Raw genomic sequence first — 14,735 nt, 5'->3', positions numbered from 1 at the left:
AAACGGCACCCTTATGACGACCACCCTCCCCAAGCCCCGGCGCGCGCGCGCTGCGGTCGCCGAATCGCCCGTGCAGCCCGACACGACCGGCCAGCTCAGCGACAACGACATGTACGACCGCATGGTGTCGGCCATCCTCGACCACCGGTTACCACCCGGCACCAAGCTGGTGGAAGACAAGCTGGCGGCTGCCTTTGGCGTGTCCCGCACCCGCGTGCGGCCTGTGCTGGTGCGGCTGGCCAACGAGCAGGTCGTTACGCTCACACCCAACCGGGGCGCATCCATTGCCCAGCCCACGCCGCAAGAGGCGCTGGAAGTGTTCGAGGCCCGCCGCCTGCTGGAGCCGCGCCTGGTGGAGCTGTTCATCGCCAACGCCACCGACGCTGACATCGCCGCGCTGCGCACCTGCATCGACGACGAAGAGGCCGCCCGCGCCAGCGGCGACATGCGCCGCGCCATCCGCCTGTCGGGCGACTTTCACCTGCACATCGCGCAGGCAGCAGGGCACCAGACGCTCGGGCGCATCCTGCGCGAGCTGGTGTCGCGCACCTCGCTCATCCTGATGACCTACAGCCCCAGCCACGCCCAAACCCGCGAAGAGGCCACGGCCTGCGGCTGCCGCGAGCACCGCGCGCTGATCGACGCCATCCGCCTGCGCGACGCGCGCGAGGCGCCCCGGCTGATGCTTGCCCACCTGGCGAGGATCGAGTCGCAGCTGGAGTTCACGCCGCCTGCGGCAGAGGCGCCCGATCTGGCGCGGTTGCTGGGCGGGGTCTGACGGTTTTTTCACACGCTTGCCCATGCGCCAACTGCTCGTCATCAACCCCAACATGTCGGCCCATGTCAGTGCCTTGCTGCAGCGGCATGTGCAGGGGGCTGCGGGCTCGCATGTGGCGGTGCGCACGGCCACGGCCCGCTTTGGCGCCCCGTACATCGCGTGCGAGGCGAGCTACGCCGTAGCAGCCCACGCCGCGCTCGATGTGTGGGCGCATGAGATCGCACAGCCGCAGACCGCGCCCGACGCGGTGCTGATCGGCTGCTTTGGCGACCCCGGCCTGATGGCGCTGCGCGAGAGCAGTCCGGTGCCCGTCACCGGCCTGGCCGAAGCGTCATTCATCGAGGCTGCGCGCCACGGCCGCTTTGCCATCGTCACCGGCGGCGAGCGCTGGGGCCCCATGCTGCAGCGCCTGGCCCAGGCGCTGGGCCACGCCCACGCACTGGCAGGCATTCACACCGTGGCGCCCACCGGTGCCCAACTGGCCGCAGACCCCGATGCGGCCCGCGCATTGCTGGCCCAGGCGTGCCGCGATGTGGTGCGGCAGATGGGGGTGCAGGCCGTCATTCTGGGTGGCGCCGGGCTGGCAGGCATGGCTGCCGCCGTGCAGCCGCAGGTGACTGTGCCCGTGATCGACAGCGTGGTGGCCGGTGCCACCTGGGCGCTGCGCGCGCACCCCGTGCCACCGGAGCGCAAGGTGGCGGGGTTTGATGTGGCCTGGGTGGGGGTGTCGCAGGAAATAGCGGCGCTGGGCACCCGCTGCGTTGCCTGACCTGGCCTTGCAGGCTGGCGGTTGCGCAAGGGATCAAAATCTCTGCCAGAGCGCAGGTTTTGAGTGTTTTAGGCTGGATGCGCTAGAAGAATATGCGCTGGTTGCTATGAAATTTGAAGCGCTGTGCTTTCTGCGCGTTAGGGCGCCAGCGTCTTCGGCCGGTAGTCGCAATACTCGCTCACCACACATTCCCAGCAGCGCGGCTTGCGCGCCTGGCACACATAGCGGCCCAGCAGGATGAGCCAGTGGTGCGAGTCCACCGCATAGGCGGCGGGCACGCGCTTCATCAGCTGCAGCTCCACCGCCAGCGGGTTCTTGCCCGGTGCCAGGCCTGTGCGGTTGCTCACGCGAAAGATGTGCGTGTCCACCGCCATCGTGGGCTGGCCAAAGGCCACGTTCAGCACCACGTTGGCCGTCTTGCGGCCCACGCCGGGCAGGGCCTCCAGCGCCTCGCGCGTGCGGGGCACCACACTGCCGTGCTGCTCCACCAGGATGCGGCAGGTTTCCATCAGGTTCTTGGCCTTGGTGCGGTACAGGCCGATGGTCTTGATGTAGCCCTCCAGCCCCTCCAGTCCCAAATCCAGGATGGCCTGGGGCGTGCCTGCCACAGGGAACAGCTTGCGCGTGGCCTTGTTCACCCCCACGTCAGTGGCCTGGGCCGACAGCAGCACGGCGGCCAGCAGCTCGAACGGGGTGGTGTATTCCAGCTCCGTGTTGGGCATAGGGTTGGCCGCCTTCAGGGTGGCGAAGAAGGGCTCGATCTGGGCGGTTTTCATCATCATCGTTGGCGGGGTGGGGCAGGGGGCTGGCTTCTTTTGGCGGGCGTGGCCGGTGGCGCATTGTCCCGCAGCTGCGCCTGCAGGAACTCCAGGAACATGCGCACGGCAGCGGGCAGGGTGCGGCCGCTCAGGGTTTGCAGTTCGGCGGCGCGGGCGCTCATGCCGGGCTCGCGGATCTGGGCGGCATGCATTTCGCCGCGCAACACGCGGTCGCGCACCGTCACCTCGCCCGAGATGGACAGGCCGCCGCCATGCAGCACAAAGTGCATCAGCGTCTCGAAGTGGTTGCACACCAGGGCGGGCTCAAAGACGAGGCCCCGCTGGCTGCAGCCGATGTCGAACAGCTGGCGCACGGTGTTATCGCGCTCGGGCAGGGCGATGGGGTAGGCGTGCATCTGCGCCAGCGTGACGGAGTGGGCGCGTGCCAGCGCGTGGTCAGGCCGCATGATGGCGATGACGGGCGCGGCCTGGCGGTGCTGCACGGTGATGTCCCGCTCGGCCGAGCGGCTGTAGGTCAGGCCAATGTCCGCATCGCCGTTGAGCACCGCCACGGTCACAGCTGCTGGGCTGGCCACGCGCAGGTGGAACTGGATGCCGGGGTACTGCAGGCGGAACTGCGCCATCACGCGGGGCAGGAACTCGATGGCAAAACCCGCAGAGCTGCAGATGCGCACCAGCCCCGTGCGCAGGCCCTGCAGCGCCTGGATGTCGGAGACCACGCGGTCGGCCTCCAGCGCGCCGCGCCGCGCATGGGCGGCCAGCAGCTCGCCCGCCGCGCTGGGCGCCATGCCCCGTGGGCGCCGGTCAAACAGCGGCACGCCCAGCAGGTCTTCGAGGGCGGCGACTTGGCGGCTCACGGCCGAGGGCGACACATTGAGGCGCGTGGCGGCCTCGCTGACCGAACCGCTGCGCACCACCTCCAGAAAGTAGCGCAGTGCCGTGTCCTGCAAGCGGCTGGAAAGCATCGGGGGCCTTTCGGGATGTGAATTGCGTAAAACGCAAAGATAACCCCAGAAATCGTTGATTGTCGAAACGCAGCGGTCTGCTTATGCTGACCCATAAATGACACATTCACCGGCCCCAGCCCCCATGCCTCCTGCAAACAGCGTCACCCCGGGTGGTACCCCCAGCCACATCGTGGACTACACGGCCACCGGACTGTCGCGCGCCATCCATGCGCGGGAGGTCTCCTGCACCGAGGTGCTGGATGCCTACCTGGCCCAGGTGGATCGGCTCAACCCCGTGGTGAACGCACTGGTAGCGATGGTGGACCGCAACTCCCTGCGCATGCAGGCGTCAGAGCGCGATGCGCAACTGGCGCGCGGCGAGAGCCCGGGCCCGCTGCATGGGTTTCCGCAGGCGCCCAAGGACATCATGCCCGCTGCGGGCATGGTCACCACGCGGGGCTCGCCCATCTTTGCCGGGCAGGTCTCGACCACCGATGCGGTGGTGTTCGAGCGCACGCGCGCAGGCGGCGCACTGTTCATCGGCCGCAGCAACTCGCCCGAGTTTGGCCTGGGCGGGCACACCTACAACCCGGTGTATGGCACCACGCGCAACGCCCACAACCCGGCTGTGTCGGCGGGGGGCAGCAGTGGCGGCGCAGCCGTGGCAGTGGCCCTGCACATGCTGCCTGTGGCCGATGGCTCGGACATGATGGGCTCGCTGCGCACGCCAGCGGCGTTCAACAACGTATACGGCCTGCGCACCTCGTTCGGCCTGGTGCCGCACGGGCCGACGGAGGAAGTGTTCTTCCAGCAGTTCAGCGTGGCCGGGCCCATGGCGCGCAACATCCCGGACCTGGCGCTGCTGCTGTCGGTGCAGGCGGGTTTTGATGCGCGCCTGCCGCTCACGCGGCGCCATGAGGACGTGGCCCTGTTGGGCCAGCCGCTGGAGCGCGACTGGCGCGGTGCCCGCATCGGCTGGCTGGGTGATCTGGGCGGCCATTTGCCCACCGAGCCTGGCGTGCTGGCCACCTGCGAGCAGGCGCTGGAGCACTTTCGCACCGTGGGCTGCACAGTGGAGTCGGTGGTGCCCGCGTTCGACCTGAAGCAGCTTTGGAACGCCTGGATCGACCTGCGCAGCTTCAGCGTGGCAGGGGCCAATGCGGCCCTGTATCGCAACCCGGCCACGCATGCGCTGCTGAAGTCCGAGGCGGTGTGGGAGATCGAGCGTGGCATGCGCCTGACGGCCCTGCAGGTGTACGACGCGGCCCGCGTGCGCAGCGCGTGGTACCAGGTGCTGCGCGGCCTGTTCGAGCAATTCGATTTTCTTGTGTTGCCCGCTGCCCAGGTCTTTCCGTTCGATGCCGGGCTGGACTGGCCCCACGAGGTCGGTGGCCGCACCATGGACACCTATCACCGCTGGATGGAGACCGTGGTGCCCGCCACCATGGCCGGCCTGCCCGCGCTGGCAGCCCCCGCAGGCTTTGGCCCCGGCGGCCTGCCTGCGGGGCTGCAGATCATCGGCCCGGCACAGTCTGACGCCGCCGTGCTGCAGATCGGCCATGCCTACGACCAGGCCAGTGGGTACGCGCGCCAGCGCAGCCCCTTGCTGGGGTGACCTGGGCCTTGCTGCTCGCCATTCCGTCTCCCACCGTGAACCCCCGCTACCCCCCGCTTTTGTCAACGTGCTTTCTGGAGAGCTTCACCATGCTGCGTTCCCGCTTCGTATCGAGTCTTCTGCTCAGCGCCCTGGTGCTGGGCGCGCCCGGCCTGGCGCAGGCACAGACTTACCCCGACCGGCCCATCAAGCTGGTCGTGCCTTTTGCCCCAGGCGGAGCCACCGACATCCTGGGACGTTTGCTGGCCACGGCCCTGGGAGAGCGTCTGGGGCAGCCCATGGTGGTCGAGAACCGGCCCGGCGCGGGCACCGTGGTGGCGGCGTCCATGGTGGCCAAGGCGCCCGCTGACGGGTACACGCTGCTGCTCGGGTCCAACACCACGCTCACCATGAACCCGGCCATCCGCACCAACCTGCCGTACGACCCCATCAAGAGCTTCACGCCCCTGGCCCTGGTGGCCGACATGGGGCTGCTGCTGGTGGCCCACAACGACACCCCGGGGCAGTCGCTCAAGGACATCGTGGCCCAGGCCAAGGCCGCGCCGGACAAGTTCTCGTACGGCTCCTATGGCACGGGCTCGTCGGTGCACTTTGGCGCCGAGATGCTCAAGACCACTGCAGGGTTTCCGATGATGCATGTGCCTTTCAACGGCAGCTCGCCCAGCCTGACGGCGCTGATGGGCGGGCAGGTGCAACTGGCGGTGGACACGGTGGTGGCGTCCACGCCGCTCATCAAGTCCGGCAAGATCAAGGCGATTGCGGCGCTCAGCCCGCAGCGCCTGGCCCTGCTGCCCAACGTGCCCACGGTGGCCGAAAGCGGCTACGCCGGCTTTGACATGGGTTCCTGGTTTGCTTTTTTGGGGCCCGCAGGGCTGCCCGCACCCGTGCAGAAGAAACTGGAAAAGGCCCTGGCCGAGACCATGGCCTCGGCGGAGTTCAAGAAGAAGATGGTGGACATCGGCCTGACGCCGCTGGGTGGCAATGGGGACGCGCTGCGCGCACGCATTGAGCGCGAGCTGCCACTGATGCGTGCCGTGGCGGCACGGGCGGATATCCGGGTGGATTGACGGTCGGCGCTGAAAAGGGCTACCCGGCCCGTCAGCGCAACCCGATGGGATTCAGCGCGTCCGCTTGACCGGAATACACAGCCAGCACGGAAAGCGCCCCGTGGCCGGGTCCACCGCAAAGTCCTCGTCGTAGATCTCCAGCGCAGCGCGGGGCTCCCATTCCCAGCCATCGGGGATCTGGCCCGGCGTGCCCATCTGCGCCCAGGCGGCGGCAATCTCGGGCCCCGTGCCCACAAAGTGCATGCATGCGTAGTCGCCGCCTTCGTAGTCCATCACCTGCACATCGGGCCCGGTGCGCAGGCCCACGCCAATCTGCACCGCTGCGTCATAGCGGCACTGCTCGGGCGGCGTGCAGCCCGGGTCGTCGTGGCTGAAGCCATAGAACTTGGGGCGCGGATCATTCAGCCGATGGGCGGCACACCAGCTGCCAAAACGCTCCCACAACTCGGTCAGGCCCGGGTGGCCGTAGGCGCCGGTGTGGCGCATGGTGGCAAGGCGCATGCGGGGCAGGGTGCGGAGGGTCAGGGTCATGGCGGGCAGGGCAGTGGCGGTGGACGGAAAACCCAGTTTAGAGCCTCTTGGAAAGACACCGCATGAATCCTGCGTCGCAATTGGCGACAATGCAGAGTTTGTTGCCAACCACTTCTGTCCACGCCATGCAATTTGCCGACCGCCTGAACAACGTAGAAACCTCCGCCATTCGCGAGCTTTTCAAGCTGCTGGGCAAGCCCGGCATCATCAGCTTTGCGGGTGGCTTTCCGGACAGCGCGATGTTTGACGTGGAAGGCATCCGCGCAGCCAGCAACGCCGCCCTGGCCGAAGAGCCCGGCGCCGCATTGCAATATGGCGCCACCGAGGGCTACAACCCGCTGCGCGAGCAACTGGCCGCCTTCATGACCAGCAAGGGCGCCAAGGATGTCGCGGCCGACAACCTCATCGTCACCACCGGCAGCCAGCAGGCGCTGGATCTGCTGGGCAAAACCCTCATCAGCCCCGGCGACAAGGTGATTGTGGAAGGCCCGACCTTCCTCGCCACCATCCAGTGCTTTCGCCTGTACGGCGCCGAACTCATCAGCGCGCCCATCGATGGCAACGGCGTGAAGACCGACGAGCTGGAAAAGCTGATCGCCGAGCACAAGCCGAAATTCGTCTACCTGATCCCCACCTTCGGCAACCCCAGCGGCGCCATGCTGAGCCTGGAGCGCCGCAAGGCCGTGCTGGAGATGGCGGTGAAGCACAACACCCTGATCGTCGAGGACGACCCCTACGGCGACCTGTACTTTGGCGATGCGCCACCGCCCAGCCTGCTGAACCTGTCGGCCACCGTGCCCGGCAGCCGCGATCTGCTGGTGCACTGCGGCAGCTTGAGCAAGGTGCTGTCGCCCGGCCTGCGCGTGGGCTGGATGATTGCCCCGGCCGAGTTGCTGGGCAAGGCCACCATGTGCAAGCAGTTCAGCGATGCACACACCAGCACCTTTGCGCAGGCCACGGCCGCGCAGTACCTCAAGGCCGGCCGCATGCCTGGCACGCTGGCCCATGTGCGCAAGGTGTACGCCGAGCGCGCCCAGGCCATGGGCGATGCGCTGCGCAAGGAACTGGGCGACGCCATCGAATTTGTGCAGCCCCAGGGCGGCCTGTTCGTGTGGGCGCGCCTCACGGGTGCAGGCGGCAAGGTGGCCGATGGCAACGTGCTGGCCAAGCGCGCCATCGAAAAGGGCGTGGCCTTTGTGCCCGGCACGCCGTTCTTCTGCGCCAACCCCGACCACGCCACCTTCCGCCTGTCGTTTGCCACGGCCGATGTGGACAAGATCCGCGAAGGCGTCGCGCGCCTGGGCCAGGCGATCTGACGCCTCCATGTCCGACACCAACGATCTCGCCAACGTTCTCCAGCGCCTCGAAAGCCTGGAGATCAAGGCCAGCTTTACCGAAGACCTGCTGGACCAGCTGAACATGACCATCTACCAGCAGCAGCAACTGATCGATCGGTTGACGCACGAGGTCATCCAGCTGCGCCAGCAGGCGCCCGAAGGCGGCTCGAACGGCCCGCGGAACCTGCGCGACGAGCTGCCGCCGCATTACTGATCTAGAGATCTAGGCTTTCACGGACCGCCAGGCTGCGTCCGCCAGTTCTGTGCGGTAGGTGGTGGGCGACGGCAGGCCGCCCTGGGCCACATTGCCCGACAGCCAGGCCCTGCAATAGCTCTGCACCGGCCCCATCACCAGCGATGGCATCAGCTCGCACGGCAGGTCGCGCAGCGCGCCCGACCGGCGGTGCGGCTCGAACCAGGCCACCAGCGCCTGGTTGCGGCGCCGTGCGGCCTCGGCCAGGTCGGGCGTGCGCGGGCCCGCTGCCACTGCGCTGCGCTCCTGGAACATGAACCGCGCCCGCTCGGGCTGCGCCACCACCCAATCCAGGTAGCCCATGACCAGGGCCAACACGCCCGCCTCCACGCCCTGGGCGGCATCGAGGTGCGCCTGCACGCTGCGCGACTGGTCGTGAAAGATCTCGAAGAACAGCGCTGCCACGATGCCGTCGCGGTTGCCAAAGTGGTGATAGATGCTGCCCACGCTGGCCCCGCAGCGCGCCCGCACGCCGTCGATGGTGACTGCATCCACGCCGCCTTCGGCCGCGCAGGCCAGGGCGGCGTTCAGGATGTCCTGGCGGCGGTCGGTGGTTGCTTCGGCAGGGGATGAGGTGGGGGGCGGGGAATTGCGGCTTGCCATGGAATGCGATTCTAGAATAAAGTTCTAGAAAATATTTCTAGTCCACGATCCTTCCATGCATTCCTCTCCCATTGCCGCCCCTGCTGCCGCTGCCTCCATGCCCGGCACTGCCTTGTACCCGCACCTGCTTGCCCCGCTCGATCTGGGCTTCACCACCCTCAAGAACCGTGTGCTCATGGGCTCCATGCACACCGGGCTGGAGGACGGGCGTGACCTGTCTCGCATGGCGGCGTACTTCCGCGAGCGTGCCGAGGGGGATGTGGGCCTGATCGTGACGGGTGGCTTTGCGCCCAACATCGCGGGCTGGGCCAAACCGTTTGCGGGCACGCTGGCGACCTCGGGCGCGGCCAAGCGCCACCGCGTGGTGACCGAGGCCGTGCACGAGGCGGGCGGCAAGATCGCCCTGCAGATCCTGCACACGGGCCGCTATGCCTACCACCCGCTGGCCGTGGCACCGTCGCGGCTGCAGTCGCCGATTTCGCCGTTCACGCCGTTCGCGCTGTCGGCGAGCGGGGTGGAGCGCCAGATCCGTGCCTTCGTGCGCTGTGCAGTGAAGGCGCGCGAGGCGGGCTACGACGGCGTGGAGGTGATGGGCTCGGAGGGCTATTTCATCAACCAGTTCCTGTCGCAAGCCACCAACCTGCGGCGCGATGCCTGGGGCGGCGACTACAGCCACCGCATGCGGCTGCCGGTGGAGATTCTGGCCCGCATGCGCGAGGCCGTAGGGCCGGACTTCATCATCATCTACCGCCTGTCGATGATCGACCTGGTGCCCGGCGGCAGCGCGTGGGACGAGATCGTCACCCTGGGCAAGGCCGTGGCCACAGGCGGGGCGAACATCGTCAACACCGGCATTGGCTGGCACGAGGCGCGGGTGCCCACCATTGCCACCAGCGTGCCGCGCGCAGCGTTTGCCTGGGTCACGCAAAAGATGAAGGCCGAGTTTGCGGCGGCAGGCATCACCACGCCGCTGGTCACGTCCAACCGCATCAACACGCCCGAGGTGGCCGAGCAGGTGCTGGCCGATGGCTGTGCCGACATGGTGTCCATGGCGCGGCCACTGCTGGCCGATGCGGCGTTTGTGAAGAAGGCTGCGCAGGGCCGGGCCGACCGCATCAACACCTGCATCGCCTGCAATCAGGCCTGCCTGGACCATGTGTTCCAGAACAAGACCAGCAGCTGCCTGGTCAACCCGCGCGCTTGCCATGAGACGGAGCTCGTGTACCGCCCCGTGTCGTCGCGCAAGCGCATCGCGGTGGTGGGCGCGGGGCCTGCAGGACTGACGGCCGCCACCGTGGCCGCCGAGCGAGGGCACGAGGTGCACCTGTTTGACGCTGCGCCGGTCATCGGCGGCCAGCTCAACATGGCCAAGGTGATTCCGGGCAAGGAAGAGTTCCACGAAATGCTGCGCTACCTGGCCACACGCGTGGAGGACACAGGCGTGCAACTGCACCTGAACGAGCGCGTGTTGGCCGCCGACCTGGCGGGCTTTGACGAGGTCATCGTCGCTACCGGTGTGGAGCCGCGTGACCCGAAGATCCCCGGCCAGGACCACCCCAAGGTGCTGAGCTACATCGACGTGCTGCGCCACGGCAAGCCGGTGGGCGAGCGTGTGGCCATCATCGGTGCGGGCGGCATTGGCTTTGATGTGGCCGAGTTCCTCACGCATGGTGAGCACCCCTCCACCACGCTCGATTTGGCCGCGTGGAAGGCCGAATGGGGCATCACCGACCCGGCCGAGGCGCGCGGTGGCCTGGCCGCCAGCGGCCCGCGCGTGACGCCCCCTGCTCGGCAGGTGACGCTGCTGCAGCGCAAGAAGGGCAAGCTGGGCGGCGGCCTGGGCAAGACCACGGGCTGGATCCACCGCACGGTGCTGAAGATGAAAGCGGTGGAGATGGTGGGTGGCGTGAACTACGAGCGCATTGCCGACGAAGGGCTGCTGGTCTCGTACGGCGAAAAGCGCGAAGACCCGACCTGGATCCCGTGCGACACCGTGGTCCTGTGCGCGGGCCAGGTGCCGTTGCGCAGCCTGGCGCAGGACCTGGAGGCCCAGGGCCGCAAGCCCCACCTCATCGGTGGTGCGCTGGAGGCCGGCGAGCTGGACGCCAAGCGCGCCATCGACCAGGCGGCGCGGCTGGCGGCCCGGCTGTAGGTCGGCGCGTACATCGCCTGCAGGGGCTCACAGGGCCTGTCAGGCGTGTTGTTGAGGTCTTTTTGGCTGGTAGCGCTAGTGGAATATGCTTGGGTAGCTATATTTTTGATAGTGAATACAGGATGGCGACTGCCGTGATGGGTCACGGCGGCTGTGCCGTCCTTATCCCTCAGGCGGACAGATTCAGGGCGTTGAACACCCGCAGCGCTGCCCACGCGTCGTTGGCCGCGTAGACCAGCTGGGCCTCGCTCAGCCGGGCGTTGGCCCAGTTGGAGGTGGCGGCTTTTTTGGACTTGATGAAGCGCCGGTTGAACAGCACCGCCACAGCCCCTTTCACGCCCATGTCCTTGCGGTAGCCGCGTTGGCGGAACACGGTGTTCAGCTCAAGCACATCGGCTGGTTGCACGCCCAGCTTGTGCTGGATGCGCTTGGTGTCGTCACCCAGCCCAAAGCCCGCCTTGGTCACCCCCTGCAGGGCCAGTAGCTCGGCCACGCGCGCTCGGCAGCCGGGGTCGTGCAGCTGGAACACCCAGGCCCGCTCCAGCGTAGCCAGTTGCACGATGTGCGGCCCGTCCGACGGCTCATCGCGCACAAAGGTGGGTTTGGATTCGGTGTCAAAACCCCAGGCACTGGCGCTGGCCAGCGCCTGGCAAGCCTGGTCGGCCTGTGCAGGCGTGGCGACCAGCGCAATGCGGTCCAGGCCCAGGCGTTCAAAGGGTTCCAGCAGCGCGATCTGGTCTTTGTCTGGCATGGGGCGCTGGGTGGTGCGCGCAGAGGGGTGGCGGGGCGCGGAGGGGTGGCGGGGCGCGGAGGGCGGCTGGCGCCGCGAAGGAGGAGAGGCCGTCATGCGGGCCATTGTGCCGTGTGGGTGTCCCTTCAGCGTTTGCCGGTTTTGCGCAAGCGGGGGGCTTCCTCCATCTGCCCCAGGGCTTGCTCACAAGCCGCCACCGACTGGGCCTGCCGCCCCGCCAGCCAGCCTGCGCCAAACCAGGCCTTCAGGTCGCCGGACTCTGCAAGCTCGCGGTACAGCGCTGCCGCCACACGCTCGTCATTGAGGCGGCCCAATGCTGACAGCGCTGGCTGCAGGCTGTCCAGAAACCGGGCGCTGTGTGCATCCAGCGCGGGCGCCACGAACTCTGTGAGGTAGCGCAGGCGTTTGAGGCGTTTGCGCAGCCGGTGCTGTGCCTGGGGCGTGCGCGTGGCAAAACCCCGTGCGCCTTTTTGCACCTGGGCATGCAGTGCGCGCAGGCGCTGCTGCAGCAGGTGGCGCGTGGCACGGGCGTCCAGGCCTGCTGCGGCGTCGCCCGTGGCGTCCAGCCCTGGGGTGGTAAAGGCCATCAGATACACCAGCGCTTCCTGAAAGGCCGTATCGCGCACGATGTGTTGTGCAGCCTGGGCCTCCAAGCCGGTGGCGTCGTTCGGGTGGGTGGACAGGGGCGGCGCTCCGGCATCGCGCAGTTCGGCACCGATGCGTTGCATCACCTGGCTGCGGTCCCGCAGGTGGCCGAGCTGCTGGAACACATGGACCAGGGGCGGCTCCCAGGCGGGGTCAAAGTTGCCTGGGGCCAGCGGCGCCAGCTCGCGCAGGGCGGTGCGCAAGCGGCGCATGCCGATGCGCAGCTGGTGCAGCTGCTCCTCATCACTCGCACCTTCGGCAATGTCGCTGGAGGGGCCCAGGATCTGCTGCAGGCACTGCGCCACCACGGCGCGCTGCAGGGCCTGCCCGGCGGGCAGTTGCTGGTACAGGGGGGACCGGGGTCGGGTCTTGCGGGGCGAAGCGCCGCCTGAAGGGCCGTCAGATGGAATGGGAATGCCAGACGGACTGCCAGCTGCTGCCAGCAGGCGCTCGCCCCGTTCGGCCTTGGACACGGTGCTCAGATACAGCCCGTGCCGCGTGGCCCACTGCGCGGCGAGCGCTGCCAGGCCCGTCACCGGGCCGGCCTTGAGTTCCAGCTCCAGCTCGCAAATGGGGGCCTCGGCCTGCTGGGGCGTGCCCCGGTGGGCCACCACCCGGCCGGTGTCCAGCGCCAGCTCGACCACCGTTCCCTGGCGGGTGATATCGCGTGTCAGCCGGTCCATCTCGGTGCCATAGGTTTCGACGAGGGGGCCACCAGCGGCTTGCAGGGCCTGCTGCAGCCGGGCGCCTGCCACGGTGCCACTGTGCAACTGGGGCAGGGGCTCGGGCGCGATGCCTTCTATGGCGGGGCCGCCTGCGACGTTGTGCTCCTGCCGGTCCAGCGGGCCATCGCCCAGCGCCTTGACGGTTTGCACCCACTGGTCGCCCTCGCGCCGCAGGCGAAACGCTATGCCGCGTGACGCCAGTGTGCCGTCGGGCGTGTCGAAGTAGCGGGCCTCCATGCGGATGGCGACACACCGGCCCCGGCGTACTGCCGCTTGCACGGCAGCCAGACGGTCGGGCGGGATGCAGAACTTGAATTCGATTTCCATGGTGGCGGCATTATCCCGTGGTATCCCTATCGCAGGGCTGCGCCGGACGAAGGGCGCACGGCGGTTATCCGTTAATAATATAAAATCAATGATTCAAGAGAGGGTGGATTGATTATGAAGGGCGATTGAAGGAGGATATCAAGCTCATGCCCAGCGGTTTTCCTTGATTATCTCGGATGGAGGTGATGATTTTGAATGCAGACGCCTGAACCCGGTCTGGCAGGCGGACAAAATTATTTTCTTGCACCAGGGTGTCGCCATTGAGGAACGACCAGAGGATGAACCGAATCGCCTGGGCTGTCTGGTCGGGGTTCTGCGTGACCTTGGGGAACACCACAAACGTGCCCATGGTGATGGGCCAGGCCGATTTACCGGGCCGCTGCGTCAAGGTGCTGTGGAAAACTCCGGTGGCGGACCAATCGCTGTTGGCCAGTGCCGCCTTGAAGGCGTCGATGGAGGGTTTGACATAACTGCCGTCGGCATTTTTCATCTGCACAGTGGTCAGGCCGTATTCCGCCACATAGCCGTGGTCCACATACCCGATGGCGCCCACCGTGTCGCGCACGCCCTTGGCCACCCCGTCGCTGCCCTTGAAGGCCAGCACACCCACAGGCCAGGCGATGCTGGTTTTGGCGCCGTACGATGATTTCCATTGTGGGCTCACCTTGCCCAGGTAGTCTGCAAAGTTGTAGGTGGTGCCCGACCCATCGGCCCGCACCACCACCTTGATCGGCAGGTCGGGCAGGGAGACATCGGGGTTCAGTGCGGCGATCTCTGCCGCGTTCCAGCGGGTAATCTCGCCCATGAAGATGCGGCTGAGAGCCTCACCCGTCAGGCGCAGCTGGGTGTTTTGTACCTTGGGCAGGTTGACGATGGGGCTGATGCCGGTGATGGCCACGGGCAGCGCCAGCAGGCCGTGCTCCAGCAAGTCCTTCTCTGCGGGGTACACGTCCGTCGCGCCAAAACCGACGGCCTGCTGCTGGATTTTTTTCATGCCCGCGCTGGAACCCACCGGGTCGTAGTCCACCGCGCTGCCAGTGGCCTTGGCATAGGCCTTGGCCCAGCTGCGGTAGATGGGCGCTGCCGCCGACGATCCAGCGCCCGTCACGGTCTGTGCGCTGGCCAGGCCCGCCTGCACAAGGGCCACGGTCGCCAGCAAAAGAAGGTAAATATATTTCATGTGTTTTATGTAATGGTTTTTATGAATAACGATATGCCATGCACGATTTCAGGTGCAGTGAAATTCACGCGTGTTCATTGAGCAGACAGGCAGATTTCGGTGCCGATCCTAGCAAAATGACAGCGATTTGAAGCATTGGCCTGAACGGCTAAGGTTTCTTGCTGAGTCACTAATCTGTCATTTGAAACAATTAGTATCTTTCGCATCCCATCGGGGGCTTGGTGCACGGCGGGTGGTTGGCTTACCCCCCGCAGCAACACGCGTTCGCTCCCACAA

Annotated in this window: 14 protein-coding genes; 7 read left to right on the top strand and 7 right to left on the bottom strand. The window is 67.1% G+C overall.

Annotated elements, in window-relative coordinates:
- Positions 1-13 precede the first annotated feature (13 nt).
- Entirely contained in the window at positions 14-778 is a 765-nt protein-coding gene (locus tag ASC83_RS15510; RefSeq protein ID WP_056064310.1) for a GntR family transcriptional regulator, read from the top strand.
- Between the two features lie 22 nt (positions 779-800).
- A complete protein-coding gene (locus ASC83_RS15505; RefSeq protein ID WP_056064308.1) occupies positions 801-1,547 on the top strand; it encodes an aspartate/glutamate racemase family protein in 747 nt (248 codons plus the stop codon).
- A 137-nt stretch (positions 1,548-1,684) separates the two neighbouring features.
- Here ASC83_RS15505 and nth read toward each other — a convergent pair whose 3' ends face one another.
- Together nth and ASC83_RS15495 are read right to left on the bottom strand one after the other, a co-directional pair.
- On the bottom strand, positions 1,685-2,323 hold the full coding sequence (gene nth / locus ASC83_RS15500; protein WP_056065129.1) for an endonuclease III: 639 nt from the start codon (positions 2,321-2,323) through the stop codon (positions 1,685-1,687).
- A 2-nt stretch (positions 2,324-2,325) separates the two neighbouring features.
- The gene (locus ASC83_RS15495; protein ID WP_056064305.1) at positions 2,326-3,291 is read right to left on the bottom strand and encodes a LysR family transcriptional regulator; all 966 of its coding nucleotides are present in this window, start codon (positions 3,289-3,291) and stop codon (positions 2,326-2,328) included.
- Between the two features lie 124 nt (positions 3,292-3,415).
- On the opposite strand from ASC83_RS15495, the gene ASC83_RS15490 reads away from it, so the two are divergent.
- The gene (locus ASC83_RS15490; protein WP_156379517.1) at positions 3,416-4,888 is read left to right on the top strand and encodes an amidase; all 1,473 of its coding nucleotides are present in this window, start codon (positions 3,416-3,418) and stop codon (positions 4,886-4,888) included.
- Between the two features lie 89 nt (positions 4,889-4,977).
- Positions 4,978-5,955 (top strand): tripartite tricarboxylate transporter substrate binding protein, encoded by a 978-nt coding sequence (locus tag ASC83_RS15485; protein WP_056064298.1) that lies wholly within the window; start codon positions 4,978-4,980, stop codon positions 5,953-5,955.
- Positions 5,956-6,006: 51 nt separating this feature from the next.
- Here the strand turns inward: ASC83_RS15485 and ASC83_RS15480 are convergent, their stop codons facing one another.
- Complete coding sequence (locus tag ASC83_RS15480; RefSeq protein ID WP_056064295.1) at positions 6,007-6,486, bottom strand: GyrI-like domain-containing protein; 480 nt, start codon at positions 6,484-6,486, stop codon at positions 6,007-6,009.
- Positions 6,487-6,611: 125 nt separating this feature from the next.
- On the opposite strand from ASC83_RS15480, the gene ASC83_RS15475 reads away from it, so the two are divergent.
- Together ASC83_RS15475 and ASC83_RS15470 are read left to right on the top strand one after the other, a co-directional pair.
- The gene (locus ASC83_RS15475; protein WP_056064292.1) at positions 6,612-7,802 is read left to right on the top strand and encodes a PLP-dependent aminotransferase family protein; all 1,191 of its coding nucleotides are present in this window, start codon (positions 6,612-6,614) and stop codon (positions 7,800-7,802) included.
- A 7-nt stretch (positions 7,803-7,809) separates the two neighbouring features.
- Entirely contained in the window at positions 7,810-8,037 is a 228-nt protein-coding gene (locus tag ASC83_RS15470; RefSeq protein ID WP_008906148.1) for a SlyX family protein, read from the top strand.
- Between the two features lie 9 nt (positions 8,038-8,046).
- Here the strand turns inward: ASC83_RS15470 and ASC83_RS15465 are convergent, their stop codons facing one another.
- Positions 8,047-8,679 (bottom strand): TetR/AcrR family transcriptional regulator, encoded by a 633-nt coding sequence (locus ASC83_RS15465; protein WP_056064288.1) that lies wholly within the window; start codon positions 8,677-8,679, stop codon positions 8,047-8,049.
- 97 nt (positions 8,680-8,776) lie between these two features.
- Between ASC83_RS15465 and ASC83_RS15460 the strand changes: the two genes are divergently transcribed.
- Positions 8,777-10,831, top strand: coding sequence for an NADPH-dependent 2,4-dienoyl-CoA reductase (locus ASC83_RS15460; RefSeq protein WP_056064285.1), 2,055 nt, complete (start codon positions 8,777-8,779; stop codon positions 10,829-10,831).
- 169 nt (positions 10,832-11,000) lie between these two features.
- Here ASC83_RS15460 and ASC83_RS15455 read toward each other — a convergent pair whose 3' ends face one another.
- From ASC83_RS15455 to pstS, 3 genes are all read right to left on the bottom strand, one after another.
- Complete coding sequence (locus ASC83_RS15455; RefSeq protein WP_082522475.1) at positions 11,001-11,687, bottom strand: 3'-5' exonuclease; 687 nt, start codon at positions 11,685-11,687, stop codon at positions 11,001-11,003.
- Positions 11,688-11,707: 20 nt separating this feature from the next.
- On the bottom strand, positions 11,708-13,279 hold the full coding sequence (locus ASC83_RS15450; protein ID WP_056064281.1) for a CYTH and CHAD domain-containing protein: 1,572 nt from the start codon (positions 13,277-13,279) through the stop codon (positions 11,708-11,710).
- Positions 13,280-13,391: 112 nt separating this feature from the next.
- Positions 13,392-14,459: a phosphate ABC transporter substrate-binding protein PstS gene (pstS, locus tag ASC83_RS15445; RefSeq protein ID WP_056064278.1), complete on the bottom strand. Its 1,068-nt coding sequence runs from the start codon at positions 14,457-14,459 to the stop codon at positions 13,392-13,394.
- Between the last annotated feature and the right edge of the window lie 276 nt (positions 14,460-14,735).

The sequence above is a fragment of the Acidovorax sp. Root402 genome, from assembly GCF_001425125.1.
GTDB classification, from domain to species: domain Bacteria; phylum Pseudomonadota; class Gammaproteobacteria; order Burkholderiales; family Burkholderiaceae_C; genus Acidovorax; species Acidovorax delafieldii.
This window is presented reverse-complemented; position numbering and strand designations above follow the sequence as displayed.

Excerpts from the sequence above, each read along its gene's own strand:
- ASC83_RS15510 (WP_056064310.1), top strand. The coding sequence starts at position 14 with ATGACGACCACCCTCCCCAAGCCCCGGCGCGCGCGCGCTGCGGTCGCC.
- ASC83_RS15505 (WP_056064308.1), top strand. The coding sequence starts at position 801 with ATGCGCCAACTGCTCGTCATCAACCCCAACATGTCGGCCCATGTCAGT.
- nth (WP_056065129.1), bottom strand. The coding sequence starts at position 2,323 with ATGAAAACCGCCCAGATCGAGCCCTTCTTCGCCACCCTGAAGGCGGCC.
- ASC83_RS15495 (WP_056064305.1), bottom strand. The coding sequence starts at position 3,291 with ATGCTTTCCAGCCGCTTGCAGGACACGGCACTGCGCTACTTTCTGGAG.
- ASC83_RS15490 (WP_156379517.1), top strand. The coding sequence starts at position 3,416 with ATGCCTCCTGCAAACAGCGTCACCCCGGGTGGTACCCCCAGCCACATC.
- ASC83_RS15485 (WP_056064298.1), top strand. The coding sequence starts at position 4,978 with ATGCTGCGTTCCCGCTTCGTATCGAGTCTTCTGCTCAGCGCCCTGGTG.
- ASC83_RS15480 (WP_056064295.1), bottom strand. The coding sequence starts at position 6,486 with ATGACCCTGACCCTCCGCACCCTGCCCCGCATGCGCCTTGCCACCATG.
- ASC83_RS15475 (WP_056064292.1), top strand. The coding sequence starts at position 6,612 with ATGCAATTTGCCGACCGCCTGAACAACGTAGAAACCTCCGCCATTCGC.
- ASC83_RS15470 (WP_008906148.1), top strand. The coding sequence starts at position 7,810 with ATGTCCGACACCAACGATCTCGCCAACGTTCTCCAGCGCCTCGAAAGC.
- ASC83_RS15465 (WP_056064288.1), bottom strand. The coding sequence starts at position 8,679 with ATGGCAAGCCGCAATTCCCCGCCCCCCACCTCATCCCCTGCCGAAGCA.
- ASC83_RS15460 (WP_056064285.1), top strand. The coding sequence starts at position 8,777 with ATGCCCGGCACTGCCTTGTACCCGCACCTGCTTGCCCCGCTCGATCTG.
- ASC83_RS15455 (WP_082522475.1), bottom strand. The coding sequence starts at position 11,687 with ATGGCCCGCATGACGGCCTCTCCTCCTTCGCGGCGCCAGCCGCCCTCC.
- ASC83_RS15450 (WP_056064281.1), bottom strand. The coding sequence starts at position 13,279 with ATGGAAATCGAATTCAAGTTCTGCATCCCGCCCGACCGTCTGGCTGCC.
- pstS (WP_056064278.1), bottom strand. The coding sequence starts at position 14,459 with ATGAAATATATTTACCTTCTTTTGCTGGCGACCGTGGCCCTTGTGCAG.